Origin of the sequence: Mucilaginibacter sabulilitoris (assembly GCF_034262375.1) — a bacterium.
GTDB classification, from domain to species: domain Bacteria; phylum Bacteroidota; class Bacteroidia; order Sphingobacteriales; family Sphingobacteriaceae; genus Mucilaginibacter; species Mucilaginibacter sabulilitoris.
In genome coordinates this window covers 1228349-1254461 of the sequence record NZ_CP139558.1, presented here as the reverse complement: position 1 = coordinate 1254461, position 26113 = coordinate 1228349, and the positions used below count along the sequence as shown (strand labels likewise).

Genomic DNA, 26113 nt, shown 5'->3' with positions numbered 1-26113 from the left:
TTAAGCAAATGTACACCTTTGCCCAAATTTGTAAACGCTGTTACACAGAAAACTTTATAGATTGCCGCCCATAAAAAAATCAAATTAAAGATCCTTGCAATAGCCTCAGCGCTTATTAAAAGGCAAATTATTTTCAATGAAAATATTTACTACTAAAAAAGAAATAGCCGGGTATTTTGCCAATAAAGACGGCAAAGTGGTTGGCTTAGTAGCCACCATGGGCGCTCTGCATCCGGGGCATATATCATTAATTAAACAGGCGCAGCAAAGCAGCACCGAGGTTATATGCAGCATTTTTGTTAATCCCACCCAGTTTAACGACCCCAAAGACCTTGAAAAATACCCCCGCCCTATAGCTGCCGACATCAGCATGCTGGAGCAGGTTGGCTGCGATATTTTGTTTAATCCGCCGGTTAATGAAATATATGATGATAATGAAAAATGGCATTTAGATATAGGCGATCTGGAACATTTGCTTGAAGGCGAGTTCAGACCCGGACATTACCAGGGGGTTACTCAGGTAGTATACAAATTGTTTAATATAATTAAGCCTGATGTTGCCTTTTTTGGCCAAAAGGATTATCAGCAATTTCTGGTGATCAGCAAAATGGTTCAACTGCTGAATTTACCCGTTAAGCTGGTGATGTGTCCTATTCAGCGGGAAAGCGACGGCCTGGCCATGAGCTCCCGGAATATCCATTTAACTCCCGAAGACCGTAAAAACGCACTAATACTTTCCAAAACATTAAATTGGGTTAAAAACAATTTTGATGCAGGCAATATACCGGTGATAAAACAACAGGCCGAACAAATGTTAAACAACCAGCCAGGTATTGAACCGGAATACTTTGAAATTGTTGACGGCGAAACCCTGCATACAGCCACTGCCACTACTCAAAACATAGTTGCACTGGTTGCCGCCCGCGCCGGCAAAACAAGACTGATAGATAATATGTTGATGGAGCGGGGGTAAAAGGCGAAATGTAAAAGACCAGGCCCGGGACGAAAAGTAAAAATTAAAAACAAACCTTTTACCCTTAACCTTTATCCTTTCACCTACTATTAAATATTCCTAACTTTGCGCCATGATTATTGAAGTATTGAAGTCCAAAATTCATAGGGTTAAGATAACACAGGCCGAACTGAATTACGTGGGCAGTATTACAATTGACGAGGACCTGATTGAGGAGGCCAATATCATCCCCAACGAGAAGGTGCAGATTGTAAACAATAATAACGGCGCCCGCTTTGAAACCTATGTAATAAAAGGCGAACGAGGCACCGGTACCGTTTGCCTTAATGGTGCAACGGCCCGCTTGGCCCAGGTAGGCGATATCGTGATCATTATGTCATACGCCTATATGGAAGCTGAAGAAGCACGTTCTTATGAACCTATATTGGTGTTCCCTGACGCAGATAATAAGCTGATCAAATAAACAGCCAATATTATCGGTTACGTGGATAAGCGCCTATACCCAGTGTTACTTTTAAGCTAACATCAACATCATTTGCTTTACGCAGCAGGTAAACCATCCTGATGCGCACGCTTTCCTGCCGAACCAAATCATCCAAAAAATGTGAGTTATCAATATCAAGCACAATGCTGTTTCCAACTGTTGGTGTAATATCCTTACGCACGGCTACCAGTACTTCATCACTTCCGTCGGCCTTTGCCATATATACCCTTAAAGAAACTATATTACCAATATTATAATTAGATGGATCTTTTGATTCCAACCTGGCCGATATCATACGAACCTCACTTATCTTGCCTGCGTTGTTGCCGTCTTTAGTAAAGTCTTGATCAAAGCTATTTGCTGTGCTCAAAGCTGTTGCAGGCTCCCCTACTTTTGCCGATGCCGGGATAGACACGGTTGCCGTGTAGGGAAAGGTTGACTTCACAATGGTTTGCATCATAGCACAACTACCTAAAAACAAGGCAATTGAAATCAGAATAAAAGGAAGCTTCTTCATCGTATTAATTCAGGTGGTTATCCTTTATCTGCAAATACAGGTTTAACAGATTTATTAGTGTAATTTAAGGAAATAAGCTCAATATAATTCAGCTTATGATTGATTTATTTTTGAAATCATATAAAAAACAAGTGGATCATGGGGGTTTTGACCTTTTGTTTTGATAATATTTAAAATTACATTTTTTGCAATTAAAATACCATTTTAGCCTTCATAAGGCGGTATAATAACCAACCAAAAAAGGTTTCTAAAATTTTATAAAAAAATAGCCAAAAAAGTTTAACAAAACCATATCTTTGCACCCCGACACTGAGGTCGGGATTTCTCGCCTTCAGTGCATAGGAAAAATCGTTTACGGGCCCTTAAAAAGCCTTTAACTTTTGACTTAGAACTTTTGACTTAAAAAAAGCCCTATGCCCAAAGATAATTCCATCAAATCCGTTCTCATAATTGGCTCCGGCCCCATCATTATTGGCCAGGCCTGCGAATTTGATTATGCCGGCTCACAAGCCGCCCTTTCCCTTAAAGAAGAAGGTATCAGCGTTTCCATCATCAACAGTAACCCCGCCACCATCATGACGGATAAGGTTATTGCTGATCACGTTTACCTGCTGCCCCTTGAACCTGAAAGTATTGAGAAAATATTACAGGAACAACAGATTGATGCCGTACTGCCTACTATGGGTGGCCAGACAGCGCTTAACCTTTGCATTAGTGTAGCAGAGCGTGGCATCTGGGAGAAATACGGTGTCAGGATTGTTGGCGTTGATTTAGATGCCATCGAAAAAACCGAAAACCGTGAAGCTTTTCGCCAGTTAATGGTTGATATTGGTGTAGGTGTAGCTAAATCAAAAATTGCCAACTCTTTTTTAGAAGGTAAAGAAGGCGCTCAGGAAATCGGCTTCCCGCTGGTTATTCGCCCAAGCTATACCCTAGGTGGTAAAGGTGCAGGCTTTGTACATAAAAAAGAAGAATTTGATGCTGCTTTAAGCCGAGGTCTGCAGGCATCGCCAACCCATGAGGTTTTGGTGGAGCAGGCTGTATTAGGCTGGAAGGAATATGAACTGGAGCTGTTGCGTGATAATAACGACAACGTGATTATCATCTGTTCTATCGAAAACTTTGACCCAATGGGTATCCATACCGGCGACTCGATCACCGTTGCCCCGGCCATGACCCTGAGCGACCGTTGCTATCAGGATATGCGTAATCAGGCCATCCGTATGATGCGCGCCATCGGTAACTTTGCCGGCGGCTGTAACGTACAGTTTTCGGTAAACCCGGCCGATGAAAGCATTATCGCTATTGAAATCAATCCGCGTGTATCACGCTCATCGGCACTGGCATCAAAAGCAACAGGTTACCCTATCGCTAAAATTGCCGCCAAGCTTGCAATAGGTTATAATCTTGATGAAATTGAAAATCAGATCACCAAAACCACTTCGGCGTATTTTGAGCCTACTTTGGACTACGTGATCGTTAAAATACCCCGCTGGAATTTTGATAAGTTTAAAGGCGCCAACCGTGAGCTGGGCCTTCAGATGAAATCGGTAGGCGAAGTAATGGGCATTGGCCGCAGCTTTATTGAAGCGCTGCAAAAAGCCTGTCAGAGTTTAGAGATAGGCCGCGCCGGTTTAGGGGCCGACGGCCGTCAGAGCCGTAACCTGGAAGATATTATGCACAGCCTGGAGCATCCAAGCTGGGATAGGCTTTTCCACGTGTATGACGCGCTAAGCCTGGGAGTTCCTATTGAATCGGTAAGAAAAGTTACCAAAATTGACCGTTGGTTTCTGAACCAGATCATGGATGTGGTAAACCTTGAGAACGAACTGCGCCGCTATTCACTAACTAACATTCCTGAAGATTTCTTCTACAACCTTAAGCAAAAAGGTTTCTCAGATACCCAGATAGCCTATATACTGGGCAACGTTACCGAAGAGGATGTTTACCAGCGCCGCAAAGCCCTGGGCATTAACCGTGTTTACAAAATGGTTGATACCTGTGCTGCGGAGTTCCCGGCAAAAACACCTTACTACTACTCTACTTACGAGGGCGAGAACGAATCTATCTCGTCTGATAAAAAGAAAATAATTGTATTAGGATCGGGCCCTAACCGTATTGGCCAGGGCATTGAGTTTGATTACAGCTGCGTACATGGTTTATTAGCCGCCAAAGAGGCGGGCTACGAAGCCATTATGGTAAACTGCAACCCAGAAACGGTATCAACCGACTTTAACATGGCCGACAAGCTGTATTTTGAGCCGGTATACTGGGAGCATGTTCGCGAGATTATTGAGCTGGAAAAACCTTACGGTGTAATTGTTCAGCTTGGCGGACAAACCGCCCTGAAGATGGCCGAAAAAATGCATGAGCATGGCATCAGGATCATCGGCACTTCATTTGACGATATGGATATTGCCGAAGACCGCGGCCGTTTCTCAGACCTGTTGAAAGACCTTGATATCCCTTACCCTAAATACGGCGTTGCCGAAAGCGCCGAAGAAGCGCTTGAAGTAGCCCATCACGTAGGTTATCCGGTATTGGTACGCCCAAGTTATGTATTAGGTGGCCAGGGCATGAGCATTGTGATTAATGACGAGGATCTGGAGAAAGCCGTGGTAAGCTTGTTACGCAACCTTCCGGGCAACCGCGTATTGATTGACCACTTCCTTGACCGTGCTGCTGAAACCGAGACCGACTCGATCAGCGACGGCGATGATGTACATATTATTGGCATGATGGAGCATATTGAACCCGCAGGTATCCACTCCGGCGATTCGTTCTCAGTACTGCCACCGTTTGACCTGTCAGACAATGTGATAAGCCAAATGGAAGAATACACCGTTAAAATAGCCAAAGCATTAAACGTGCGCGGCTTGCTTAACATCCAGTTTGCTGTTAAAAACGACCAGGTATATGTAATTGAGGCCAATCCGCGTGCATCGCGTACGGTTCCTTTTATTGCAAAAGCCTATGATGTACCTTACATTAATATAGCTACCAAGGTAATGCTCGAAGCAAACAAGCTGAAAGACTTTACCATTGAACGTAAGCTATGGGGTTATGCCATTAAGGAGCCTGTGTTCTCCTTTGATAAATTCCCGGAAGTAAACAAGGAACTTGGCCCTGAAATGAAGTCGACAGGTGAAGCAATACGCTTTATACCTAACCTTCAGGACCCATATTTTAGACATCTGTACAAAGAGAAATCAATGTACCTGAGCAAATAAAAATTATTAAAACATTAAAGCGCACCCGCAGTTTAATGTCTGAATGACATTTACCTGTAACCTCAGCTACAGGTAAATTATTGTTGAACTAAGTTAGTATAGATTGAAAGTTAATTCGAATAGTGGGCGGGCTTTCAACCTCAATAAGGTTGATCCTGTAGAGATAGGTGATGTTCTTGTAAAAATTGAAAAATCATTTAACATCCGTTTAGACGATACATCCTGTAAAAATGTTAAAACCTTCGGCAAACTTTGTGACATTGTTGTTGAAAAGGTAAAGCAAACCAATAATGATAGCTGTACCACTCAACAGGCGTTTTATAAAATACGTAACGCCATTAACGCTACTATTTCTCCGCCAAAAGAGTTAATAAAACCCCAAACCAAACTATCAGCTATTTTTCCCCGCGACAACCGCATTGAGGTTATTGCCGAAATTGAAAAGGAAATAGGTTTTCAGCTTAACCTCCTGCAGCCAAAACAAGGCGTAGTAGGTGCATTTGTGTTTGTTTTGGCTGCCTCATTGGCTGGTTTCTTTTTTGAGCCGGTAATGGCGTTTGTAGGGTTAATGGTAGCAGCCACAGGCTTACTGCTTGCCGGCAAATTTGGTAAAGAACTCAAAGTAAAAACACTTGGCGACCTCGCCGAAAAAGTTGCCAAAGAACACCATATTAGATGTAAACGCGATGCTGCTACCATAAACAGGACCGAAATAGCGCAAAAAGTAAAAGAACAGTTTGCTGCTGAACTTTACGTGGAGCCATCCTTGTTAACCCGCGATACCAGATTTTAATAAAACCTACAATAATATAAACGGTCATCCATACTACATGGATGACCGTTTCTTTTTAACAATAGTTAGTTTTATCTCAAAATGTTTTGCATTAATTTTTACCGGTATTTGGTAAATTGCAAAACCTATGAACATCCTGCAAAAAACTTTAAAACTTATATTAGTTATCGGCTGCTTTATGTGCAGTGTAAAATTTGCAAATGCCCAGGCCAAAAACGCTATAGGGCTTGGTTTAGGTATTAACCATTCCAATGAAAACGGCGCCGGACCAGGAGGTGTGTTTCAGGGGGAAATTAAACTATATAAATCTGTAAGTCTTACGCCTTCAGTTGGTATAGAAGAACCCTATATATTTTATGCTGGCCTTGCGGGCAGGTATTATTTTAGCCCTGTTATATATGGTTCACTTGGCGGTTTTGCTTATCATAATGCAGATTATGGCGGTGCAGGCGCAGTGGCAGGTATAGGGTTCATGCTATTAATAGATCACCGACAAACTTTTGATATTAATATCCACGGAGATTATCTGAACAATAATTACAATAAAGATTCTCCTATAGTTGGCATAAGGCTGATTTATAGCTTTTCATTCAATAAACTGTATAGATAAATCCTAAGCTTCGTTTGGTGGTTGACGCTTTATTTATCAACCATTAATCCCTTTACTTCAAATGTGACCTTTCTTTTGGCATCGGTTTTAACCTTGTGTTGCTTTTTGCCAATAACCGTATCACCGGCCATATGCTGCAGATCGTCGGCTATAAATTGTTTTGCGGCCACCCCTTCTATAATTACGGTACGCCCGGCCATGTCGGCAGGTATGGTTATATTATAATCTTTAAAATGAGCGGCTATCACTTTGCCGGCTCCGGCGTCTAACTCAAACCATCCTCCTTTTTCGCGGGTTACTTTAACTACCTTACCTGCTATGGTTGTACTGATCCTTGTTTTTTTTCCCATAAAGGCTTCTAACTTATCAGCACCCATCATGGCCCTTGTATTTGGTTTTTGCCCGAAAACTACGCCATGCGGCAATGGCTCTTTTTTTTGTGCCAGGGCTGATGTTGAAATTATCAGCAAAACTATTGAAGCGAATATTTTCATAAGTGTAGCTTATTAAAACATAACAACCACCACGGCAAAAAGTTGATCGTTATTTAAACGGTTGTCATACTCAAATCAAAGGCCATTTTTAACTTAAAGAACTATTTTTTAAGTATAAATTAAGCGCATATTCGCTTATTTGTTAAGGAGTGTTAAAACGTGTTAAGTATTGTTAAAATGGCTTGTAGCGAAATAATATACAATACCGTATGTAGTTATTGAAGTGCTTACAAGTACACTTAAAACTACTAACTCACATGAACAAAACCTTAACTAAAGCAGTTTCACATTTCGTATTCTTATTGGCAGTAATTTTTATTGTTACCGGATGTAATAAAGGCGGCACAGTTACTCCGGGAACCATTCCGGTTTTAACAACAACCGATGTTACCATTAATGCTGCCGGTACAACCGCCTACAGCGGCGGCCTTATTACAGAAACCCTTACCGAGGGAATAACAGGTTATGGTGTATGCTGGAGCACAACCAATCAAACTCCCAGTATAGCCGACTCTAAAACTACCGATACGGTTAACCAACTGGGATTTACCAGCAAAATTACGGGACTGAGTCCAAAAACCACTTACTATTTAAGGGCCTATGCCACCAACGTTACGGGTACTGGCTACGGCAATACCATACAATTTACTACCAGTGCCGATCTGTCGGCGGCTGTTGGTATGGTAAGTACGCTTGCGGGTAGCGCCTCCACAGGCTTTATTGATGGCACAGGTACCGGCGCCTCCTTTAACAGCCCGCAGGGATTAACCCTTGATGCCAGCGGGAACTTATACGTTGCCGACTCCTTCAACAGCGCTATAAGGAAAATTACGCCGGCTGGCGTTGTTACCACGTTAACAGGTACCGGCAGTATCGGGTATTTAGACGGCCCTATAGCCAGCGCCAAATTCTACGCACCTCAAAGCATCGTAGCCGATGCTACCGGCAATCTCTATATTGCCGATTTGGGTAACAACATGATCCGTAAAATATCAGCAGCTGGCGTGGTAAGTACACTTGCTGGAAGTGGTGATGCAGGTTACACTAACGGAACTGGTGCCAATGCCACCTTTAACAGTCCATGCGGCCTGGCTATAGATGCCCAGGGTAATATATATGTAGCCGACCGCGGGAACAACCTTATCCGTAAAGTTACAGCGGCGGGTGCGGTAACAACTGTAGCCGGCAGTACAACAGCCGGCTATACTGATAACGCCACCGCTACCAGCGCTCAGTTTAACCGTCCAAGTGGCGTTGCTCTTGATGCCCAGGGGAATATATATATATCCGATCTACTGAATAATGCCATACGTAAAATAACCACAGCAGGAGTAGTTACCACAGTTGTGGGCGGGCCTAAACAAACCGCGTTAGTTGGAAATCCGGCTGCCGTTACTATTGATGCTAAAGGGAACTTGTTTATAAGCGACCAAAGCGGCCGTGTATTGGAAATAAACACCAATAAGGTTTTACTTTCGTTAGCTGGCAATGTTACTTCGCCGGGTTTTGCCGATGGGCAGGGAGCCAGCGCGCTGTTTAACTCTCCGCAGGGCATAGTTGTTGATGCCAGCGGCAATATATGGGTGGCAGACAGCAATAACAATCGTATACGCAAAGTAACACCGCCATCAGGCATATAAGATTTAACCTGTGAATAATGTAAAAGCCCTTGCTTGCATTCCATGTTGCAGGCAGGGGTCTTTTATTTTGTGGATAAGCTATCCAAACAGCAAGCCGAAAACCTCTTCAATACTGCTTACTATCTTTATATCGATATCATAGCGCGAAAGATCCATCCGTTTCTTGTCCTGCCCTCCTGATGGAAGGTTGTATTTGGATATAAAAATTTGGTTAAAACCGAGCTTTTGTGCTTCGGCAATGCGTTGCTCTACGCGGTTTACCGCCCTGATCTCGCCCGATAAGCCTATCTCGCCCGCGAAACAAGTTTTAAAAGGAACAGGCATATCCTCATGCGATGAGATAATGGCTGCAGCCAACCCCAGATCGATGGCCGGGTCCTCCACCCTAATGCCTCCGGTTATATTTAAAAACACATCCTTTGCCCCCAGCCTGAAACCGCAGCGTTTTTCTAAAACAGCCAGCAGCATACTCATCCGTTTAGTATCAAAGCCGGTAGCGGTACGTTGTGGAGTGCCATAGGCCGATGTACTCACCAATGCCTGTGTTTCAATAAGCATAGGGCGCATCCCTTCTAAAGTAGTTGAAATGGTAATACCACTCAATGGCTCATCGCGCTGCGATAATAATATTTCTGATGGGTTGGATACTTCCCGCAGTCCCTCGCCCAGCATTTCGTAAATACCCAGTTCAGATGCCGAGCCAAACCGATTTTTTACCGTGCGTAATATACGGTAAACATGGTGCCTGTCGCCTTCAAACTGTAAAACGGTATCAACCATATGCTCCAGGATTTTGGGGCCGGCAATCATCCCATCCTTGGTAATATGACCAATCAAGAATACAGGAGTAGAGGTTTCTTTGGCAAAACGCAGCATTTCGGCAGTACATTCGCGCACCTGCGATACGCTACCCGGTGTTGATTCAATATGTGATGAATGCAGCGTTTGTATCGAATCGATCACTATCAGATCAGGCTCCAGGGCCTCTATCTGCTTAAATATGTTTTGGGTTGATGTTTCACAAAGAATATAGCAGGAGCTGCCAATTTCTGAACTGCTATTTAAGGTTTGTGATCGGCTGTTAACTGCCTCGGGCACCAATCGCTCTGCCCGCATTTTAATCTGGCGTTCGCTCTCCTCTCCCGATACATACAATACTTTAATTTTAGGCATATTGAGCGCCAATTGCAACATTAGGGTTGACTTGCCGATACCCGGCTCACCGCCAATAAGCACCAGTGAACCTGCTACGATGCCGCCTCCTAATACACGGTTAAATTCCTTATCAGGAGTTAACATTCGGTGCTCTTCGCTGAAAGTAATATCAGCCACCTGTACGGGTTTATTAGCACGCTGCTGCGTATTCGATGTCACCTTCCAGGTTGGTACTGCTGCGTTGTTCCCTTTGTCAATAATTTCTTCTACAAAAGTATTCCATTGCTGACATGAAGGGCATTTACCCAGCCATTTAGCCGATTCAAAGCCACAGCTTTGACAAAAATACGCGATTTTGGATTTAGCCATTGTTATCAGATGTGCAGATTTCAGATGTGCAAATATGCAGATTTAATTGGAAAAGAATTGATTAAATACTAATTAAATTAGCAATTATGTATGTATAATACTTACCGCTTTAAAACAAAATGAGCAGATGCTCATTAAAACATCTGCTCATTTGCAATCTGCATGGCTGCAAATTAAATTCCTTTACAGTTTTATTTCTTCGTCTTTGGATGTGAAGAAACGAAACTCGGTGATCTGGTAAGCAGGATTGCTTTTAACCTTTATCCACTGTCCGTATTTTACAAACCACTTCATCTGGCGGTTGTAGATACCTTTTTTGATGTAGGCTTCAATGTAAGGGTGTACACTGAGGGTTATCCCTTTTTCATTTTGCTCATCCAAAATATAATTGAAGTTATTCTCAATATCATCCATCAGCAAAATAGTTGGCCTGATGGTACCTGTACCATTACAGGTTGGGCATACTTCACTGGTAACAATGTTCATTTCGGGCCTTACACGCTGCCGTGTAATTTGCACCAAACCAAATTTACTTGGAGGTAAAATGGTATGTTTTGCCCTATCGTACTGCATTTCGGTACGCAGAAAATCAAACAGTTCTTTCCGATTCTGCGGCTTGTGCATATCGATAAAATCGATCACTACGATACCGCCCATATCGCGCAGGCGCAACTGACGGGCAATTTCCTTCGCCGCTTCTTTATTTACCTGGTAGGCATTCTCTTCCTGGTTTTCCTTACTTGCTGTACGATTGCCGCTGTTAACGTCAATAACGTGCAATGCTTCGGTATGTTCAATTACCAGGTAAGCACCACCGGCAAGATTAACTGTTTTGCCAAAAGCGCCTTTAATTTGCTTGTCAACGCCAAAATGTTCAAATATAGGTTCCTTATGCTTGTGCATACGGACTATACTTTCCATATCAGGCGATATTTCATGGATGTATGACCGAATTTCTTCGAACATACTGTTATCATTTACATAAATATGCTGAAAATCGGGGTTCAGTATATCCCTCAGGATAGTGGATGTACGCCCAATTTCGCCCAAAACCTTCTTTGATGGTTCAACAGATGGTAGTTTGGTTATAAATGCTTCCCATTTAGATATCAGATCAAGCAGATCTTTCTGCAACTCTTCAACACCCTTACCTTCGGATACAGTACGAATAATAACGCCAAAATGCTTTGGCTTAATGCTTTCAACAACCTTCCGTAAACGATTCCGCTCTGTATTGCTCTTTATTTTTTTAGAAATAGAGATAGCCTCCGAAAATGGTACTAATACCACATACCGGCCGGCAATTGAAAGATCAGAGCTTAAGCGTGGTCCTTTGGTTGATATAGGTTCCTTAGCTATTTGTACCGGAATAAGCTGGTTTTTTGACAATATCTCAGAGATCTTTCCTCCCTTATTGATATCGCCTTCGAGCTTAAAGCCGTCCAAAAGCTTCGATTGGTATCCCCCGCTACGTACTTGCTTGGTTAACTTAAGCAGGCTTTGTACCTGCGGGCCAAGGTCAAGATAATGCAAAAAGGCATCCTTCTCGTAGCCAACGTCTACAAAGGCTGCATTTAAACTGGGCATAATCTTCTTTATACGCCCGAGGTAAATATCACCAACAGTATAATTGTTGCTGACCTGCTCTTTATGAAGTTCTACGAGTTGTTTGTCCTGTAATAATGCAATGGTAGCCCCGTTTGGGGATGAATCGATAATTAATTCTTTTATCAACTGCTACTCCATTTCTTAAAACGGTAAAAACCGCGTGTTAATAAGTGGGTAAAAAAACACTACTACTACTACTAAAGTTACCCGCTTTATAAAAAAGCAGGTAAGCTGCTTTTATAAAGCAGCTTATTTCTTTTTATGTCTGTTTTTTCTTAAACGCTTTTTGCGTTTGTGGGTAGCCATTTTGTGTCTTTTACGTTTTTTACCGCTCGGCATAATAATAATTTTTAATGTGTGATTAATTCTTTAACTCTTTGATGTATTCATCAATGCGCTGCCCAAATACAGGATCGGGCATCATTTCTTTACATTTTTGGTAAGCGTTTATAGCTTCCTTTTTCATGCCCAGTTGCTTATAGCTTTCGGCCAGATAAAATGTTGGCTCCAGTTCCTGCTTCTGTTCAAGTAATGTTTTAAACCTGCCTACAGCTTTTTCGTACTGACCCGATTTCATGGCAAACATACCCAGGTTAAGGTTTGCGTTCCAGTTTTTCGGATCTTTTTTAACTACTTCAAGCAATAAAGCAATACCTTGCATGGGTCCGGCGGCGCCATTTACATAAGCTATGCCTAACCCAGTTTTCCCCTCCAGGCTTTCGGGTTGTAGTTTCAGGGCACTTTGAAAAGCCTCAGCCGCGTTTGCAACAAACGCAGGCTGGGTTAAAGTGTCTTGTGTAAGTTTGTAAGCATCATTAAAACGGTTACCAGCATTTAACCAATCCTCCAGCTTATTTTCTTTACGGGCCATGGCCTGATAATAAAATGCTGCGGGAGCAGGTTGGTTAACATCATCCCACTGACTGGCCAATTGCTTTTGCAATTTTTGCTCGTCAGCACCTGATGCGTTTTTTAATTGCCCTTCAAGGTCATTTATCTTGGCTGTTAATGCTGCCCCAATTGCAGCTTTAGCAGTTGCAGATACCATATCAACCGTTACGGCAGCAGCATTGCGCTTTGCCGGCATTACGTTTGCTTTATCGGCCTTTGATCCTTCTTTGGCTTTTATTAAACCCTTAACAGGCAACAAGTACAAACAGCCTATAATAGTAACAACTACTACACTAACGACTATTTGCTTTATATTCATGCCTATAAATTATTTGCTTGCTTTGTTACCAGTTTTTACTTTTTCAACAAAAGTTTTAGCTGGCTTAAAGCTTGGTACAAAATGCTCGGGAATAATGATGGCAGTATTCTTTGAAATGTTACGTGCTGTCTTTTTTGCTCTTTTCTTTACAACAAAACTTCCGAATCCTCTTACATAAACGTTCTCGCCGCCAACCATTGAGCTTTTAACTACTTTAAAAAATGCCTCAACTGTTTCTTGCACGTCTACTTTCTCTATACCTGTCTTAGATGAGATTTCAGTTATAATTTCTGCCTTAGTCATATCTGATTTACTTTTATTTAATATATAAATACTTAACTGTTTTGGGGTTGCAAAAGTATCGCTTTATATTTTAAGAGCGAAATATTTGTATGTTTTTTTTTATTCAGTACGTAAAACGTACATTATCGTTACAAAGTATAGGCTAAAATGCTAAAAATGAAAAGTAAAAGTTAAAATGTGCAACCCTTAAATTTTACAGATAAAACACCTGCATTTCCCCCTTTCAAACAGCCCAAATTTAGCAGATAAATGTTGTGCAATAAAAACGTCTAACCCTTCGTAAATTTACACAATGAATTTTACCGACGAACTGGTACAATGGTACCTTCAGAATAAACGCGACCTGCCCTGGCGCAATACTACCGACGCTTACATTATATGGCTATCTGAAATTATTTTACAACAAACCCGCGTGGAACAGGGCCTGCCTTACTTTTACCGGTTTGTTGAGAAATATCCCGATGTGAGTAGTTTCGCGGCCGCTAATGAGGATGAGGTTCTTAAACTATGGCAGGGCCTGGGTTACTACTCACGCGGGCGTAACATGTTGAAAACAGCCCGATTGGTTGAAGAGCAATATCATGGTAAGTTTCCCGAAAAATATGATGATCTCATTAAACTCAAAGGTATAGGCGAATATACAGCCGCGGCCATAGCATCTTTTTCGGCTAATGAGGCCAAAGCTGTTGTTGATGGCAATGTATACAGGGTGCTTGCCCGCTTCTTTGGCATTTATGAACCTATTAATTCCCCCGCAGGTAAAAGAAACTTCCAGGAACTTGCAAACAATTTGCTTAATAAGAAAAACCCAGCGTTGCATAACCAGGTCATGATGGAATTTGGAGCCATGTTATGCAAACCCAAAAATCCGGCCTGTGGTATTTGCCCAGTGCATACCAGTTGTGTGGCATTTACAACTAATGCAACCACGGCGCTGCCTGTTAAATTAAAAACAGTGAAGGTGCGCGAACGCTTTTTAAATTATTTTTTAGTGACCGATGGCGACACCCTGTTAATGAATAAACGAGGCGACAAAGATATCTGGGCCAATATGTACGACCTCCCGTTGATTGAAACCTCCTCACTATTACCATTAAACGAACTGCTCAATTTGTCTGCGGCACATGAAATTTTTGGTCCTGAAATTAAAATAACCAGCCAGGCGGCACCGGTACAAAAACATATCCTTACCCATCAGCGCCTGTATATCCGATTGATAAAAACAGAAACAAAACCGATTAAATTAGAAGTAAACTGGTTTTACACAACAGTTGAAAACCTCCACAGTCTGGCACTTCCAAAGGCTATTTTTATATTAATAAAAAATATTTTTAATTTGTAAAATAATTTTTCGTTAATTTATGGCATGTCTGGAATAAATAAAGTAATACTTGTAGGCCATTTGGGCAAGGATCCCGAAGTGAGAAATTTAGAAGGGGGAGTATCAGTTACCAGTTTTCCATTAGCTACCTCTGAAACCTATAATAAAGATGGCCGTAAAATTGAACAAACCGAATGGCATAACATTGTGATGTGGCGGGGATTGGCAGATATGGCGGCCAAATTTTTACAAAAAGGCAAACTGGTTTATATTGAAGGGAAATTGCGTACCCGTTCATTTGAAGATAAAGAGGGTATTAAAAAATATACTACCGAGGTAGTGGCCGAAAACTTTACCATGCTTGGCCGCAAAAGCGATTTTGAGCATGATACACGGCAAATTGCCAAACCCGAAGATCAGCTTAATTATTTAGATAATACAACTAATCAGGATACAGCCTATTGATAAGAGCCTTACTAAACCAAGATCATAAAAAAGCCTGCCGGTATTGTATTTGCCGGAGGCTTTTTGTATTATCTACTAATGAGTACGTGATACTATTCAATAAAAGCCTGTATTGCTGACGTCAATACAGGCTTTTTAAATTATAAAATACAAGCTTATCTGCCACCCGGCGGGCAATGCTCTTTCAGGTAACGGGTAAATAATGTTTTCAGGTGCAAATTTGTACCCTCACCTTCAGAGATACTATGCGTACGGTTAGGATACGACATCAACTCAAACTGGCGATTATACTTTACCAATTCGTTGATCAGCTCTTCGGCATTTTTATAATGCACATTATCATCACCGGTACCGTGAATGTATAACAGGTTACCCCGCAGGTTTTTAGCATAAGTAACCGGCGAACCTTTGATGAACGCAGCACGCCCATCTGCATCAACCGGCACGCCCATGTAACGCTCCTGATAAATATTATCATACGTTAGCTGGTCGCCTACTGCCGCCACTGCTATCCCGGTTTTATAAATATCAGGGTACTGGAACATGAGGTTAAGTGTTGATGACCCGCCCCCGCTCCAACCATGAACAGCTATGCGGGTTGAATCAACAAATGGCCATTTCAGTATTTCTTTAGCCGCCATCGCCTGATCGCGAATGTTAACAATGCCTATATTTTTGTAAATTGCCTTACGCCAGGCCGTGCCTTTCGGCGCCGGTGCGCCACGCCCCTCTACCGACATATAAATATACCCATCGTTGGCCATACTGCCCGCATACAGCCTGTTAATGCCCGCTCCCCATGCATCAGTGACCGTTTGCCCTGCCGGCTCGCCATAAACTATAAATACAACCGGGTATTTTTTATGCGGATCAAAATTAGTGGGCTTTTTCATCCAGCCATCCATTTCAATGCCGTCAACTGTTTTCACCTTAAAAAATTCGGTTTTGTTTTGAGCATCCTTATTTACCGCAACTATTTTGCCGCCAATGTGCTTATGGTTTGGTAAACTTACAACCTCGCTTACCGGAGGAGTATAGCTGTTAGAAAAATTATGCAATGCCACCTTCCCATTTGGTGAAATATCATAGCTGTGGGTTCCTGGCTCATCCAATGGCGAAACACGTTCGGGCTTTGTGCCGCCACTAATTTTAATGCGGTACAGGTATTTTTGAGTAGCATTATCAGGCGAAGCCATAAAATAAATATAGCCGGATGCTTCATCAATTAAATTTACGCTGATCACATCATATTCCCCTTTGGTTACCAGGGTTTCTTTACCATCGCGGCTTATACGGTAAATATGTTTCCAGCCATCTTTTTCGCTCACCCATAAAAAATCTTTACCCTTGTTTATCCATTCCCAGCCGGTTGGATCACCTCCGTTCCAGCGTTCCTTTCCATCAATCCAGGCATTGCTTTTTTCATCGCGGATCATTCGGGTAGTACCATTTGAAACGTTGCCAATAAATACCTTGCTCTCGGTTTGCGCCCGGTTTAACTGCTCCAGAATAATCTCGTTAGAGTTTGATGTCCACTCCATGCGTGGTATATAATGCTGCACCTCATCGCCCGGAGTGTTTATCCAGTTAGTTTTGCCAGTGTTAATATCAACAACTCCTACCTTACATGAACTTGGATTTTCGCCTGCAACAGGATATTCTACAGGTACCACATAAGGATAAATAGAATCGGTAGTATTCAGCATCAGGTAACTCTTTATCTTACTGGCATCAATTTGCCAATAGGCGATCGACTTACCATCGGGCGACCACCGGAAGCCATCGCGACAGCCAAACTCCTCTTCATAAGCCCAGTCAAACGTTCCATTGATCAGCTTGGAATTACCATCGGTTGTCAACTGCTTAACCGATCCATCTGCCAAGTCTTCAACATAAATGTTGTGCCCGCTTACATAGGCAACTTTACCTCCATCAGGCGAAAATTTGGCAAACATGAGCGATGATGCCGGCAGGCTTTTACCCAACTGCCAAAGCTTTTTGCTGTAGGTATCATACACCCAATAATCGCCACGGGTATCATAACGCCATACTTTTTTGGTGTTGGTATTGATAAGCACCTTTTGTCCGTTGGCTGATACCGAAAACCTTTTAATGTCTATGGGTGCCTTTCCTTGTGGAGTAAGTGCTTCTTTGCTTATCCATATCGCTTTTTTACTGGTATCGCGGGTATCCAATATCCTGATACCGTCATCTGTAATTTTATAATATTGGTAACCATCCGCTGTCCAATGCGTTGGCAATCGCTGTGCTTTAGCCACACCTATACCCAAAATGAGCAATGTGGCAGTAAGGAATAATGATCCGGAACGAAAAAATCTCATGTACAATATGTTAAATTAAAAAGCCGCGTTATTTTATAATTAAGTAAAGCCGCTGTAAATTTTGCATTAAATTAGCACAATCAAAGAGTGTAATATCTGTGTAATGAAAAAAATACTTCTACTTTTTATTGTTTGTATTTCATTTATAACTACTTCCCGGGCCCAACACGCCGACCGTACTAAATTCATAAAAGATAGTCTTGATTTGTATATAAGCCGGGCACTTACCAACTGGCGTGTACCCGGCATCGCCGTTTGTATAGTAAAAGATAACAAGATAGTGCTTATAAAAGGTTATGGCATTAAAGAGCTGGGGCTGCCCAATCCGGTAGATGTAAATACATTGTTTATGATAGGCAGTAACACCAAAGCGTTTACTGCTACGGCACTTGCCATGCTGCAGGCCAATAACAAGCTGTCACTTGATGAAAAAGTAACCAAATATATTCCGGAATTTAAACTTGATAATAAATTTGCAGGCCAGGAGGCCACCGTACGCGACCTGTTATGCCATCGTCTGGGTTTTCAGACTTTTCAGGGCGATTTTACTTTTTATAACACCAACCTTACCCGTGCAGATGTAATTAAAAAATTAGGAGAGCTTAAGGCGACTTATCCTTTCCGTACCAAATGGGGTTACACTAATGCTGCATTTTTAACGGCCGGAGAGCTCATTCCACGGGTTGCGGGCAAACCATGGGAAGTATATATAAAAGAAGCCATTTTTGCCCCGCTGGGCATGACCAATACCCTGGCCTTAAGCAAGGATCTGCCTAAATCATTAAACCGCACTGTACCCCATACTTTCACCAACGACGGCAGGTTAACTCCGATACCTTACTGCCAGATTGATGGACTCGCGCCGGCGGGCGCCATTAGTTCATCGGCAAGTGATATGAGCAAATGGGTACTGGCCTTGTTGAATAATGGCAAAGTTGGTAACAGACAGGTTATACCTCAAACGGCCATAATGGCAACCCGCGAACCGCAGGATATTGTTGGCAGTCAATTTCATCTTAACGGCGAAAACAATTTTGAGCTGTACGGCCTGGGGTGGTTTATACAAGATTATTTTAACCACCGGCTTATTATGCATGATGGGGGCGTAAATGGCTATCTGTCGTCGGTAACATTGTCGCCACAGGATAACCTGGGTATAGTGATATTAACCAATACCGATCAGAACAGGATTTATGAAGCTTTACGCTGGGAAATACTTGACGCGTATTTTGGTCGCGGCTATCGCAATTACAGCGACGCGTACTTAAAAAATTATAAAACCCAGGCGTCTGCCGAACAGCAAACCGACAGAAAACTGCGTGATACCTTATTGCTCAATCTAAAACCCGCGTTGCCTATAAGTGCATATACCGGTAAATATAGCAATAGCTTTTATGGCAGTATGACTGTTACACAGGGAGAAAACAATGATCTGGAGATGCGTTTTGAACATCACCCAATTATGTTTGCCAAATTGCAGCCATTAGGCGGCAATCGTTTCTACGTTACCTTCTCTGATCTTGCGCTTGGCAAAGCTGTTTTTCCATTCACCGTTCAAAATGGCCGGGTAACAAGCGTAAAAGTTAAAGTTGCTGATTTTATTGAACGTGGTGCTTATGAGTTTAAGAAGGATTGAGTTTTGAGTGATGGGTTTTGAGTTTGAAAACAACAGCCCAATTTAAAATAACACCTATAGAACTCATGACTAAAAACTCAATACTATTTAAAACTTAAGATTAGCTTTAATCCATTCCTGAACCTCTTGCTGCATAACAATTTCAGGAGGTAGCTGATCATGTATCAGCTTTTCCATTTTATTGCCGGTATTGGTAAAGCGGTAATCCCAAAGTATCATCAGCTTATTAACGATGTAAACCACCTCGTTGCCTTCGTCCCTGGTAAAAGGAGTAGCATCAAGCTTACCATTTACACGTGGATCATTCTGGTGATAAGTGCTCCATTTGTAATCGGTGTAATGCAAGTTTCTTCTTGAAAAAAGGATCATGGGCTAAGTAATTTATTTAAATATACGCATAATTGTTCATAAGCAGATTCCGGCATGTACATTAAGGAATGGGTCAGCAATTTTGATATAACACTTTTCCACGATTAATTGTAATTTCAGCGCTGTTAATAAGGTTTACATGAAAAAAATATTTCTAAGTGCTGTTGTTGCCCTTTTTGCTTCTGCCGCCATTGCTCAGCAGGAGACACAAAAGGCCATTTACTATGCTATATCGTTCCCAAATGCCGCCCATCATGAGGCAGAAATTGTGATGACCATTCCGCAGGTCCCTGATGGCCCCTTACGACTGCGTATGAGCCGCTCGTCTGCCGGGCGCTACGCTACACATGAGTTTGGCAAAAACATTTACAATGTTAAAGCAACCGATGTTGAGGGCAATGCACTGCAGCTCACACAACTGGAAGGTGATCTGTATGAAGTAGCAAATCATCCGGCTAATGTTAAAATTAGCTATACCCTGTTTGGTAACTGGACCGACGGTACCTATGCCAGCATTGACCCCAGCCATGCCCACCTCAATATGCCCGCTACTTTTATGTGGGCAGTTGGCCAGGATAAACGACCTGTTAAGTTTGAATTTAATGATCTTGACAAATATGGATGGAAAGTTGCTACACAACTGAAACACGAAGGCGTGAATGTTTACAGCGCCCCTAACCTACAGTATATGATGGACAGCCCAACTGAGCTGGCTAATTATAAAATAACCAGCTGGGATGTAACAAATGCCGATGGTAAAAAAGAAAAGATCAACGTAACCATTCACTCAGATGATGACCAGGCCACGGTTGATAACTTTGGCAAAATGGTGCAAAAACTGGTACTGGAAGAAAAAGCGGTTTATGGCGAATTTCCTGCTTATGATTATGGCGAATATACTTTTTTAACCGACGTTTATCCAACAACCTCGGGCGATGGCATGGAACACCGTAACTCTACGTGTATTGTTGATGAACTTGACAAAGTAGCCGGTAATGAAAATGATTTGTTAGGCGTATTCTCGCACGAATATTTTCACAGTTGGAATGTAAAACGCATTCGCCCCAAATCATTGGAGCCTTTTAATTTTGAGCACGCCAATATGAGCAGCGAACTTTGGTTTGCCGAAGGTTTTACACAATATTATGGCGAAATGCTCCTTACACGTTCAGGATTCAATACCCTTGATGATTATACTCAAACCCTGAGTGGACTTATTAATCAGATCCTGAACACACCGGGAGCCGCTAGATATCCGGCTACACAAATGAGCCGCTATTCGGTATTTGCAGATGCAGGCGTATCTATCGACCCTAATAATAACGTAAATGATTTTACAACCTATTATTACTACGGTGGCGCTATTGCCCTGGCCCTCGATCTTCGCCTGCGCAGCGAATTTAATTTAACCCTTGATGATTACATGCGCCAGATTTGGCTGGCCCGCGGCAAGGTAATGAAACCTTATACCATTCCTGATCTGCAAAACGATTTGGCCAAGGTTACCAATAACCCCAAATTTGCCGCCGATTTCTTTAAACGCTACATTTACGGTACCGATAAAAATAATTACGAAGAATTATTAAGTAAAGCCGGTTTAATATTACGTAAAATAAACCCAGGCAAAGCCTGGGCGGGTTCATTGGCATCAAATCCTGGTCGTGGCCGTGCAGGACAGGCTCGTGCAGCGGGCGCCGAAGGTTTACCTATTTTATCGAGTACTATCATTGGCACTCCAGTTTACAAAGCAGGGCTCGATGTAGGTGATATTATTTTAAAAGCCGATGGGCAAACCATCAGCGACCCAAAATCGTTTTCAACTGTAATTGCCGGTAAAAAACCCGGCGATAAGATAACCGTGAACTATAAAAACCGCACCGGTGCCCACGAAACAACCATTACACTGGAAGAGAGCCCATATTTTGAAGTAGTTACTTACGAAAAAGCTGGCAAACAACTTAGCAAGGAGCAAGAGGCCTTCCGTAATAACTGGTTACAGTCAAAAGTTAAATAACAGCCATGAAAAGAACTTTAGCAACAATCGCCCTGTTAGCTGCATCAACATACAGCTTTGGACAGGATGTAAACAAAATGATAAGCCAGGATGATGTAACACGCATTATAAAAACACTGAGTGCCGACGATATGCAGGGGCGGGCCACGTTTACCCCCGGCATTGAAAAAGCGGCTACCTTCATTGAGGGCGAATACACTAAAGCGGGCTTAAAGCCTTTAACCGGCAATACCGGTTTTCGTCAGAATTTCAACATGATACGCTCAACGCCGTTGAAAATATCGGCCACAATTAACGGCAAAACAATATCAGCCGATAGCGTTGTGGCAGCGGCTGGCGCCTCGTTTAACTGGAGTAATAATAGTGATGTACAAGTGGTACAGATAGGTCCCGAAAAAAACTTTATCCAGGAGTACTTAGCTGCGACCAAGAGTGGTAAAAAGATGTTGATGCTCGTCGATCCACGTTTTCAGGCTGTGTTTACTCGTGTACGCAACCATGTAATGGCCGGCAGCGCCAGCTTTAAAACGGACAATAATACACAAGCCATCGTATTTGTTTTAGGCAAGTTTGATAGCGTAAAGTCATTTGAAGTAAACTATGAGGGCAAAACTGAGGAGCTCCCCCTGTTTAACGTAGCAGGTATGATCCCCGGTAAAACCAAACCCGACGAGTATGTTGTTTTCTCGGGCCACTATGACCATTTGGGTATTATCAAACCAATGGAAGGTGATAGTATCGCCAACGGAGCCGATGATGATGCTTCAGGCACTACTGCCGTAATTAGCCTGGCTAAGTACTACAAAAAACTTAATAACAATGCACGAACGCTCATATTTGTAGCCTTCACAGCCGAAGAGATTGGCGAATATGGCTCACAATATTTTGCCACCAAAGTTGATCCGGACAAGGTTGTGGCCATGTTTAATATCGAGATGATAGGTAAAGCCTCCAAATTCGGCGAAAATTCGGCTTTCATAACGGGGTTTGAACGCTCAAACTTTGGCACCATACTACAAAATAATTTGCAGGGAACGGTATTTAGATTTCATCCAGACCCCTATCCCGACCAGGATTTGTTTTACCGCAGCGATAATGCATCGCTGGCGGAGAAAGGCGTACCTGCGCATACTATCTCAACCGACCAAATTGACATTGACAAACTGTATCATACCGTAAAGGATGAATTTAGCTCACTTGACGTAAGTAATATTACCTCCACCATCAGGGCTATCGCTTTGAGCTCACGCACCATAGTTTCAGGTAAGGATACCCCAACGCGTGTAGCCAAACTCGAAAAATAAACGGATATTTGTGCTTGTTAAATTATTGCAGAGACGCTTTACAGGCGTCTCTGCTGCTTTTAGTCTCTCATGAAAAACGTACTTAAAATTGCAATAGTAGGCCCGGAGTCAACAGGAAAATCAACCATGTCTGATTATCTTGCCGGGCATTATCATACTATTGCGGTACCGGAATTCTCGAGGAGTTATTGCGAGCAATTAACCGGTGAATGTACTTTTCAGGATGAAATTAACATGTTTCACGGTCAGCTTGCACTTGAAGCGGAATTACTGCCCAAAGCCAACCGTATCCTGATCTGCGATACTACCTTCATCACCGTTAAAATATGGAGCGAGCACGTATTTGGCAAAGCACCCCAGGAGGTACTTGATGAATTGCCCCGCCACCCCTATGATTTTTACCTGCTGTTAAACATCGACCTTCCCTGGCAGGATGACCCCTTGCGCAATTTCCCCAATCTGCGCGAACACTTTATGGCCGTGTGGCACAAAGAACTTAATGCATTGAATGCACGGTATGTAGTTATATCGGGAGCCGGCGAAGAAAGACATGATAACGCCGTAAAAGCTATTAATAATTTTTTGGCGGCCGATTAAGTACATCCGTAGATTTAGCCCGTCATTCAATTAAAAATCAATAAATTAAGACCGGTTTGGTATGTTCGGACAAAAAAATCTAAGTTCCAACAAATTATTTTTCATGTTGATGCAACGTTGCAAAAACTGATGCGTCATTTAATCTGAAAGCTGTTCAGAATTTGGAAGCCATATATATTGATAAGCATTACAACCTGGTAGTTGAGTGCAAACAGGGAAGCAGGAAAGCCTGTTACGAATTGTACCGGTTATATTCTAAAGCGATGTTAAACGTCGCCTTTAGGATCGTGGGCAATATTGGCGAGGCTGAAGATGTTTTGCAGGAGGCTTTTTTGGATGCCTTTAACAAGCTTAAAGATTTCAGGCAGGAAACCACTTTTGGTTTATGGCTTAAACAAATAGTGGTTAACCGCTCTATAAACCTGTTGCGCAAACGCAGGCTGGAGCTTATAGAACTGGAGGGCGATCATTTAGAGAATATACCTGAAGAAGAGAGCGAAGATGAAGATGATGTGCAGTACCAGGTAGCTGTTGTAAAAGAAGGCATTAAAGAATTGCCCGATGGTTACAGGGTGGTACTGTCGCTTTACCTGCTTGAGGGTTATGACCATGAAGAGATAAGTCAAATATTGAACATATCAGAAAATACCTCGAGAACACAGTTTTTGAGAGCTAAAAGGAAATTAATGGAGATTTTAAAAAGGAAAGGACCAGCATCATGAGCAAGCGATTTGAAGATTTCATTAAAAACAACAGGGAAGAATTTGATGAAGTTGAACCATCGGCCGATTTGTGGAGCAGGATTGAGCAAAGCTTAAACCTGCAGGAGGAGTTGCCAAAAAAGCCGGAAACAAAAACTTTTTCTCTTGCTTTCGTGCTTCGGGTCGCGGCATCGGTAATCATAGTAATGGGGATAGGTTTCGGTATATACCTTCAAAGCCAAAAAGGCGCAAAAGGAATTGACCTGGCAGCAATTAACCCCGAATATGCTAAACAGCAACTGCATTATGCTTCGCTGGTTGAAACAAAGCTTACCGAATTAAAATCAGTTGCCAAGGCCGACCCGCAACTATACAAAGAGTTTAGCGCAGAAATAGCTAAAATGGATTCTACTTATAAAAAGCTCAACAATGATTTGGCCACCAGCCCTAACCAGGAGCGTGTTTTACGTGCAATGATCCGGAACTTGCAAATACAAACCGAGGTGCTCAATCAGCAATTAAATGTAATAGAGCAATTTAATCAAATGAAAAAAGGTCAACAAAATGAAACCAAAAATATTTAAACCGTCACTGCTGGCTCTGCTGATGTTATTAGCAATGAGCCCGGCTTTTGCCCAGGAACCTCCGATAGCGAAGCCAACCCCTCCGGTTCCGCCAGTGCAACCCTTACCGCCTTTAAAAACCATTCCACCATTAAATGATGCTGACTTTAAGTTTGAGATGAAGGATACGCAACTAAAAATGAAGGACATGCAATTGAAGATGGCAAAAATCAAAATGCCCAACTTCAAATATCAGATGGACGTTAAGCTGAAACATTTGGATAAGCAGCTTAAGCACCTGGATAAAAAAATAGCGTTTAAAATGGATAGACCCCATCTTAAAAAATTCAACTACAAATTGAATGACAGCCTCGATTTCGCTTATAAATTTGATAGTAACGCAATGTCACAGGTTGCCTTTGGGTTTAAGGATTTTGATACCAATTTCAGCTACAATACAAATACAGACGATAACGTGCAGGATGGCGTTGAAAAAGTTAAAAATTATAGCAAAAGCTATCCTATTGATGGCAATGACGTAATAAATCTGGATAACCGCTTTGGGAAAATAACCGTGAACACCTGGACCAAAAACGAGGTAAAGGTTGATGTACAAATTAAAGTGGCGTCAAACGATGACGACAGGGCACAGAAGCTGCTTGACAATGTAACCATCAGGGATAGTAAGGATGGTTCGGGCGTTTATTTTAAAACCAATATCGACAATAATAATGAAGATAAATCATGGTCGCTGTTTGGCGGCAAACATAATAATGTACGCAAAATTGAGGTGAACTACATGGTGTATATGCCTGCTAAAAACCCATTAAATGTAAATAACAAATATGGCAGCACAACTTTGCCCGACCTGGAAGGCAAACTTAACATTAATACCAGCTACGGCAGCCTCGAAACAAAATCATTAAGTAACCCTGGCAATCAAATTAACGTAAGGTACGGCAGTGCAAATATTGGCGCGCTTAATGGTAGCGATTTGGATGTTGCTTATGGTAGTTTAAACCTGGGCGAGTGTAACAAGTTAAACGCCAATATAAGTTATGGCTCTGCTAAAATTGGTAAAATTACTACCTCAGGAAGCATTAATGTAAAGTTCAGTGGTGGCCTGAATATTGACAATATAGACAAAAACGTTAAAAATTTAGAGGTGAACGCATCCTATTCAAGCGTAAAGCTGGGTATCAGTAATGATCAAAATGCCGATTTTGATGTAACCGTGCGTTATGGCAGTTTCAACTACGGCGGACATGACATCAACATTACCAGCAAAACCCCGGCCGACGGCGAAAGAGGATTTAACCCAACCAAAACGTATAAAGGCCATCTGGGTAAAGGTGGAACCGATAAAACAATAACCATTAATTCCAGCTATGGCAGCGTAAGTTTTAATTAAGAGC

Annotated in this window: 23 protein-coding genes; 15 read left to right on the top strand and 8 right to left on the bottom strand. The window is 42.2% G+C overall.

Annotated elements, in window-relative coordinates; translation table 11 throughout:
* Positions 1-136 precede the first annotated feature (136 nt).
* Together panC and panD are read left to right on the top strand one after the other, a co-directional pair.
* On the top strand, positions 137-973 hold the full coding sequence (gene panC / locus SNE25_RS05465; RefSeq protein WP_321564081.1) for a pantoate--beta-alanine ligase: 837 nt from the start codon (positions 137-139) through the stop codon (positions 971-973).
* Positions 974-1085: 112 nt separating this feature from the next.
* Positions 1086-1436, top strand: coding sequence for an aspartate 1-decarboxylase (panD, locus tag SNE25_RS05460; protein ID WP_321564080.1), 351 nt, complete (start codon positions 1086-1088; stop codon positions 1434-1436).
* Positions 1437-1446: 10 nt separating this feature from the next.
* Here panD and SNE25_RS05455 read toward each other — a convergent pair whose 3' ends face one another.
* Positions 1447-1974: a hypothetical protein gene (locus SNE25_RS05455; protein WP_321564079.1), complete on the bottom strand. Its 528-nt coding sequence runs from the start codon at positions 1972-1974 to the stop codon at positions 1447-1449.
* 413 nt (positions 1975-2387) lie between these two features.
* On the opposite strand from SNE25_RS05455, the gene carB reads away from it, so the two are divergent.
* The 3 genes from carB (at position 2388) to SNE25_RS05440 (ending at position 6607) form a co-directional block, all read left to right on the top strand.
* Positions 2388-5204 carry a carbamoyl-phosphate synthase large subunit gene (carB, locus tag SNE25_RS05450; protein ID WP_321564078.1) on the top strand — a complete coding sequence of 939 codons (2817 nt, stop codon included), beginning with the start codon at positions 2388-2390 and terminating at the stop codon, positions 5202-5204.
* A 103-nt stretch (positions 5205-5307) separates the two neighbouring features.
* The gene (locus SNE25_RS05445; protein ID WP_321564077.1) at positions 5308-5997 is read left to right on the top strand and encodes a hypothetical protein; all 690 of its coding nucleotides are present in this window, start codon (positions 5308-5310) and stop codon (positions 5995-5997) included.
* 127 nt (positions 5998-6124) lie between these two features.
* On the top strand, positions 6125-6607 hold the full coding sequence (locus SNE25_RS05440; protein ID WP_321564076.1) for a hypothetical protein: 483 nt from the start codon (positions 6125-6127) through the stop codon (positions 6605-6607).
* A gap of 29 nt (positions 6608-6636) precedes the next feature.
* Here the strand turns inward: SNE25_RS05440 and SNE25_RS05435 are convergent, their stop codons facing one another.
* On the bottom strand, positions 6637-7101 hold the full coding sequence (locus SNE25_RS05435; protein WP_321564075.1) for a DUF4920 domain-containing protein: 465 nt from the start codon (positions 7099-7101) through the stop codon (positions 6637-6639).
* Between the two features lie 257 nt (positions 7102-7358).
* On the opposite strand from SNE25_RS05435, the gene SNE25_RS05430 reads away from it, so the two are divergent.
* Positions 7359-8741 (top strand): NHL domain-containing protein, encoded by a 1383-nt coding sequence (locus tag SNE25_RS05430; RefSeq protein WP_321564074.1) that lies wholly within the window; start codon positions 7359-7361, stop codon positions 8739-8741.
* A gap of 78 nt (positions 8742-8819) precedes the next feature.
* Here the strand turns inward: SNE25_RS05430 and radA are convergent, their stop codons facing one another.
* The 4 genes from radA to SNE25_RS05410 all read right to left on the bottom strand — a co-directional run bounded on the left by radA (position 8820) and on the right by SNE25_RS05410 (position 13416).
* Positions 8820-10265 (bottom strand): DNA repair protein RadA, encoded by a 1446-nt coding sequence (gene radA, locus SNE25_RS05425; protein WP_321564073.1) that lies wholly within the window; start codon positions 10263-10265, stop codon positions 8820-8822.
* 183 nt (positions 10266-10448) lie between these two features.
* Positions 10449-11999: an Rne/Rng family ribonuclease gene (locus tag SNE25_RS05420; RefSeq protein WP_321564072.1), complete on the bottom strand. Its 1551-nt coding sequence runs from the start codon at positions 11997-11999 to the stop codon at positions 10449-10451.
* A 235-nt stretch (positions 12000-12234) separates the two neighbouring features.
* Entirely contained in the window at positions 12235-13083 is an 849-nt protein-coding gene (locus tag SNE25_RS05415) for a tetratricopeptide repeat protein (protein ID WP_321564071.1), read from the bottom strand.
* A 9-nt stretch (positions 13084-13092) separates the two neighbouring features.
* Positions 13093-13416, bottom strand: a complete 324-nt coding sequence (locus SNE25_RS05410) for an HU family DNA-binding protein (protein WP_456085500.1) — start codon at positions 13414-13416, stop codon at positions 13093-13095.
* A gap of 262 nt (positions 13417-13678) precedes the next feature.
* On the opposite strand from SNE25_RS05410, the gene mutY reads away from it, so the two are divergent.
* Both mutY and SNE25_RS05400 read left to right on the top strand, forming a co-directional pair.
* On the top strand, positions 13679-14728 hold the full coding sequence (mutY, locus tag SNE25_RS05405; RefSeq protein ID WP_321564070.1) for an A/G-specific adenine glycosylase: 1050 nt from the start codon (positions 13679-13681) through the stop codon (positions 14726-14728).
* Positions 14729-14752: 24 nt separating this feature from the next.
* On the top strand, positions 14753-15172 hold the full coding sequence (locus SNE25_RS05400; protein ID WP_321564069.1) for a single-stranded DNA-binding protein: 420 nt from the start codon (positions 14753-14755) through the stop codon (positions 15170-15172).
* A 155-nt stretch (positions 15173-15327) separates the two neighbouring features.
* On the opposite strand, the gene SNE25_RS05395 is transcribed toward SNE25_RS05400, so the two are convergent.
* Complete coding sequence (locus tag SNE25_RS05395) at positions 15328-17514, bottom strand: S9 family peptidase (protein WP_321564068.1); 2187 nt, start codon at positions 17512-17514, stop codon at positions 15328-15330.
* Between the two features lie 103 nt (positions 17515-17617).
* On the opposite strand from SNE25_RS05395, the gene SNE25_RS05390 reads away from it, so the two are divergent.
* Positions 17618-19150, top strand: a complete 1533-nt coding sequence (locus SNE25_RS05390) for a serine hydrolase (protein WP_321564067.1) — start codon at positions 17618-17620, stop codon at positions 19148-19150.
* Positions 19151-19237: 87 nt separating this feature from the next.
* On the opposite strand, the gene SNE25_RS05385 is transcribed toward SNE25_RS05390, so the two are convergent.
* Complete coding sequence (locus SNE25_RS05385) at positions 19238-19519, bottom strand: hypothetical protein (protein ID WP_321564066.1); 282 nt, start codon at positions 19517-19519, stop codon at positions 19238-19240.
* A 139-nt stretch (positions 19520-19658) separates the two neighbouring features.
* On the opposite strand from SNE25_RS05385, the gene SNE25_RS05380 reads away from it, so the two are divergent.
* The 6 genes from SNE25_RS05380 to SNE25_RS05355 all read left to right on the top strand — a co-directional run bounded on the left by SNE25_RS05380 (position 19659) and on the right by SNE25_RS05355 (position 26109).
* On the top strand, positions 19659-21533 hold the full coding sequence (locus tag SNE25_RS05380; RefSeq protein WP_321564065.1) for a M61 family metallopeptidase: 1875 nt from the start codon (positions 19659-19661) through the stop codon (positions 21531-21533).
* A gap of 5 nt (positions 21534-21538) precedes the next feature.
* A complete protein-coding gene (locus tag SNE25_RS05375) occupies positions 21539-22837 on the top strand; it encodes a M20/M25/M40 family metallo-hydrolase (protein ID WP_321564064.1) in 1299 nt (432 codons plus the stop codon).
* Between the two features lie 69 nt (positions 22838-22906).
* Positions 22907-23434, top strand: a complete 528-nt coding sequence (locus tag SNE25_RS05370) for an ATP-binding protein (protein ID WP_321564063.1) — start codon at positions 22907-22909, stop codon at positions 23432-23434.
* Positions 23435-23595: 161 nt separating this feature from the next.
* The gene (locus SNE25_RS05365) at positions 23596-24156 is read left to right on the top strand and encodes an RNA polymerase sigma factor (protein WP_321564062.1); all 561 of its coding nucleotides are present in this window, start codon (positions 23596-23598) and stop codon (positions 24154-24156) included.
* Positions 24153-24719, top strand: a complete 567-nt coding sequence (locus SNE25_RS05360) for a hypothetical protein (protein ID WP_321564061.1) — start codon at positions 24153-24155, stop codon at positions 24717-24719. The genes SNE25_RS05365 and SNE25_RS05360 overlap by 4 nt, the downstream gene beginning before the upstream one ends.
* Positions 24700-26109 (top strand): DUF4097 family beta strand repeat-containing protein, encoded by a 1410-nt coding sequence (locus SNE25_RS05355; RefSeq protein WP_321564060.1) that lies wholly within the window; start codon positions 24700-24702, stop codon positions 26107-26109. The genes SNE25_RS05360 and SNE25_RS05355 overlap by 20 nt, the downstream gene beginning before the upstream one ends.
* Positions 26110-26113 lie beyond the last annotated feature (4 nt).

Excerpts from the sequence above, each read along its gene's own strand:
- mutY (WP_321564070.1), top strand. The coding sequence starts at position 13,679 with ATGAATTTTACCGACGAACTGGTACAATGGTACCTTCAGAATAAACGC.
- SNE25_RS05430 (WP_321564074.1), top strand. The coding sequence starts at position 7,359 with ATGAACAAAACCTTAACTAAAGCAGTTTCACATTTCGTATTCTTATTG.
- panC (WP_321564081.1), top strand. The coding sequence starts at position 137 with ATGAAAATATTTACTACTAAAAAAGAAATAGCCGGGTATTTTGCCAAT.
- SNE25_RS05385 (WP_321564066.1), bottom strand. The coding sequence starts at position 19,519 with ATGATCCTTTTTTCAAGAAGAAACTTGCATTACACCGATTACAAATGG.
- SNE25_RS05355 (WP_321564060.1), top strand. The coding sequence starts at position 24,700 with ATGAAACCAAAAATATTTAAACCGTCACTGCTGGCTCTGCTGATGTTA.
- SNE25_RS05390 (WP_321564067.1), top strand. The coding sequence starts at position 17,618 with ATGAAAAAAATACTTCTACTTTTTATTGTTTGTATTTCATTTATAACT.
- SNE25_RS05360 (WP_321564061.1), top strand. The coding sequence starts at position 24,153 with ATGAGCAAGCGATTTGAAGATTTCATTAAAAACAACAGGGAAGAATTT.
- SNE25_RS05400 (WP_321564069.1), top strand. The coding sequence starts at position 14,753 with ATGTCTGGAATAAATAAAGTAATACTTGTAGGCCATTTGGGCAAGGAT.
- SNE25_RS05395 (WP_321564068.1), bottom strand. The coding sequence starts at position 17,514 with ATGAGATTTTTTCGTTCCGGATCATTATTCCTTACTGCCACATTGCTC.
- SNE25_RS05375 (WP_321564064.1), top strand. The coding sequence starts at position 21,539 with ATGAAAAGAACTTTAGCAACAATCGCCCTGTTAGCTGCATCAACATAC.
- SNE25_RS05415 (WP_321564071.1), bottom strand. The coding sequence starts at position 13,083 with ATGAATATAAAGCAAATAGTCGTTAGTGTAGTAGTTGTTACTATTATA.
- panD (WP_321564080.1), top strand. The coding sequence starts at position 1,086 with ATGATTATTGAAGTATTGAAGTCCAAAATTCATAGGGTTAAGATAACA.
- SNE25_RS05455 (WP_321564079.1), bottom strand. The coding sequence starts at position 1,974 with ATGAAGAAGCTTCCTTTTATTCTGATTTCAATTGCCTTGTTTTTAGGT.
- SNE25_RS05440 (WP_321564076.1), top strand. The coding sequence starts at position 6,125 with ATGAACATCCTGCAAAAAACTTTAAAACTTATATTAGTTATCGGCTGC.
- SNE25_RS05435 (WP_321564075.1), bottom strand. The coding sequence starts at position 7,101 with ATGAAAATATTCGCTTCAATAGTTTTGCTGATAATTTCAACATCAGCC.
- SNE25_RS05370 (WP_321564063.1), top strand. The coding sequence starts at position 22,907 with ATGAAAAACGTACTTAAAATTGCAATAGTAGGCCCGGAGTCAACAGGA.
- carB (WP_321564078.1), top strand. The coding sequence starts at position 2,388 with ATGCCCAAAGATAATTCCATCAAATCCGTTCTCATAATTGGCTCCGGC.
- SNE25_RS05380 (WP_321564065.1), top strand. The coding sequence starts at position 19,659 with ATGAAAAAAATATTTCTAAGTGCTGTTGTTGCCCTTTTTGCTTCTGCC.
- radA (WP_321564073.1), bottom strand. The coding sequence starts at position 10,265 with ATGGCTAAATCCAAAATCGCGTATTTTTGTCAAAGCTGTGGCTTTGAA.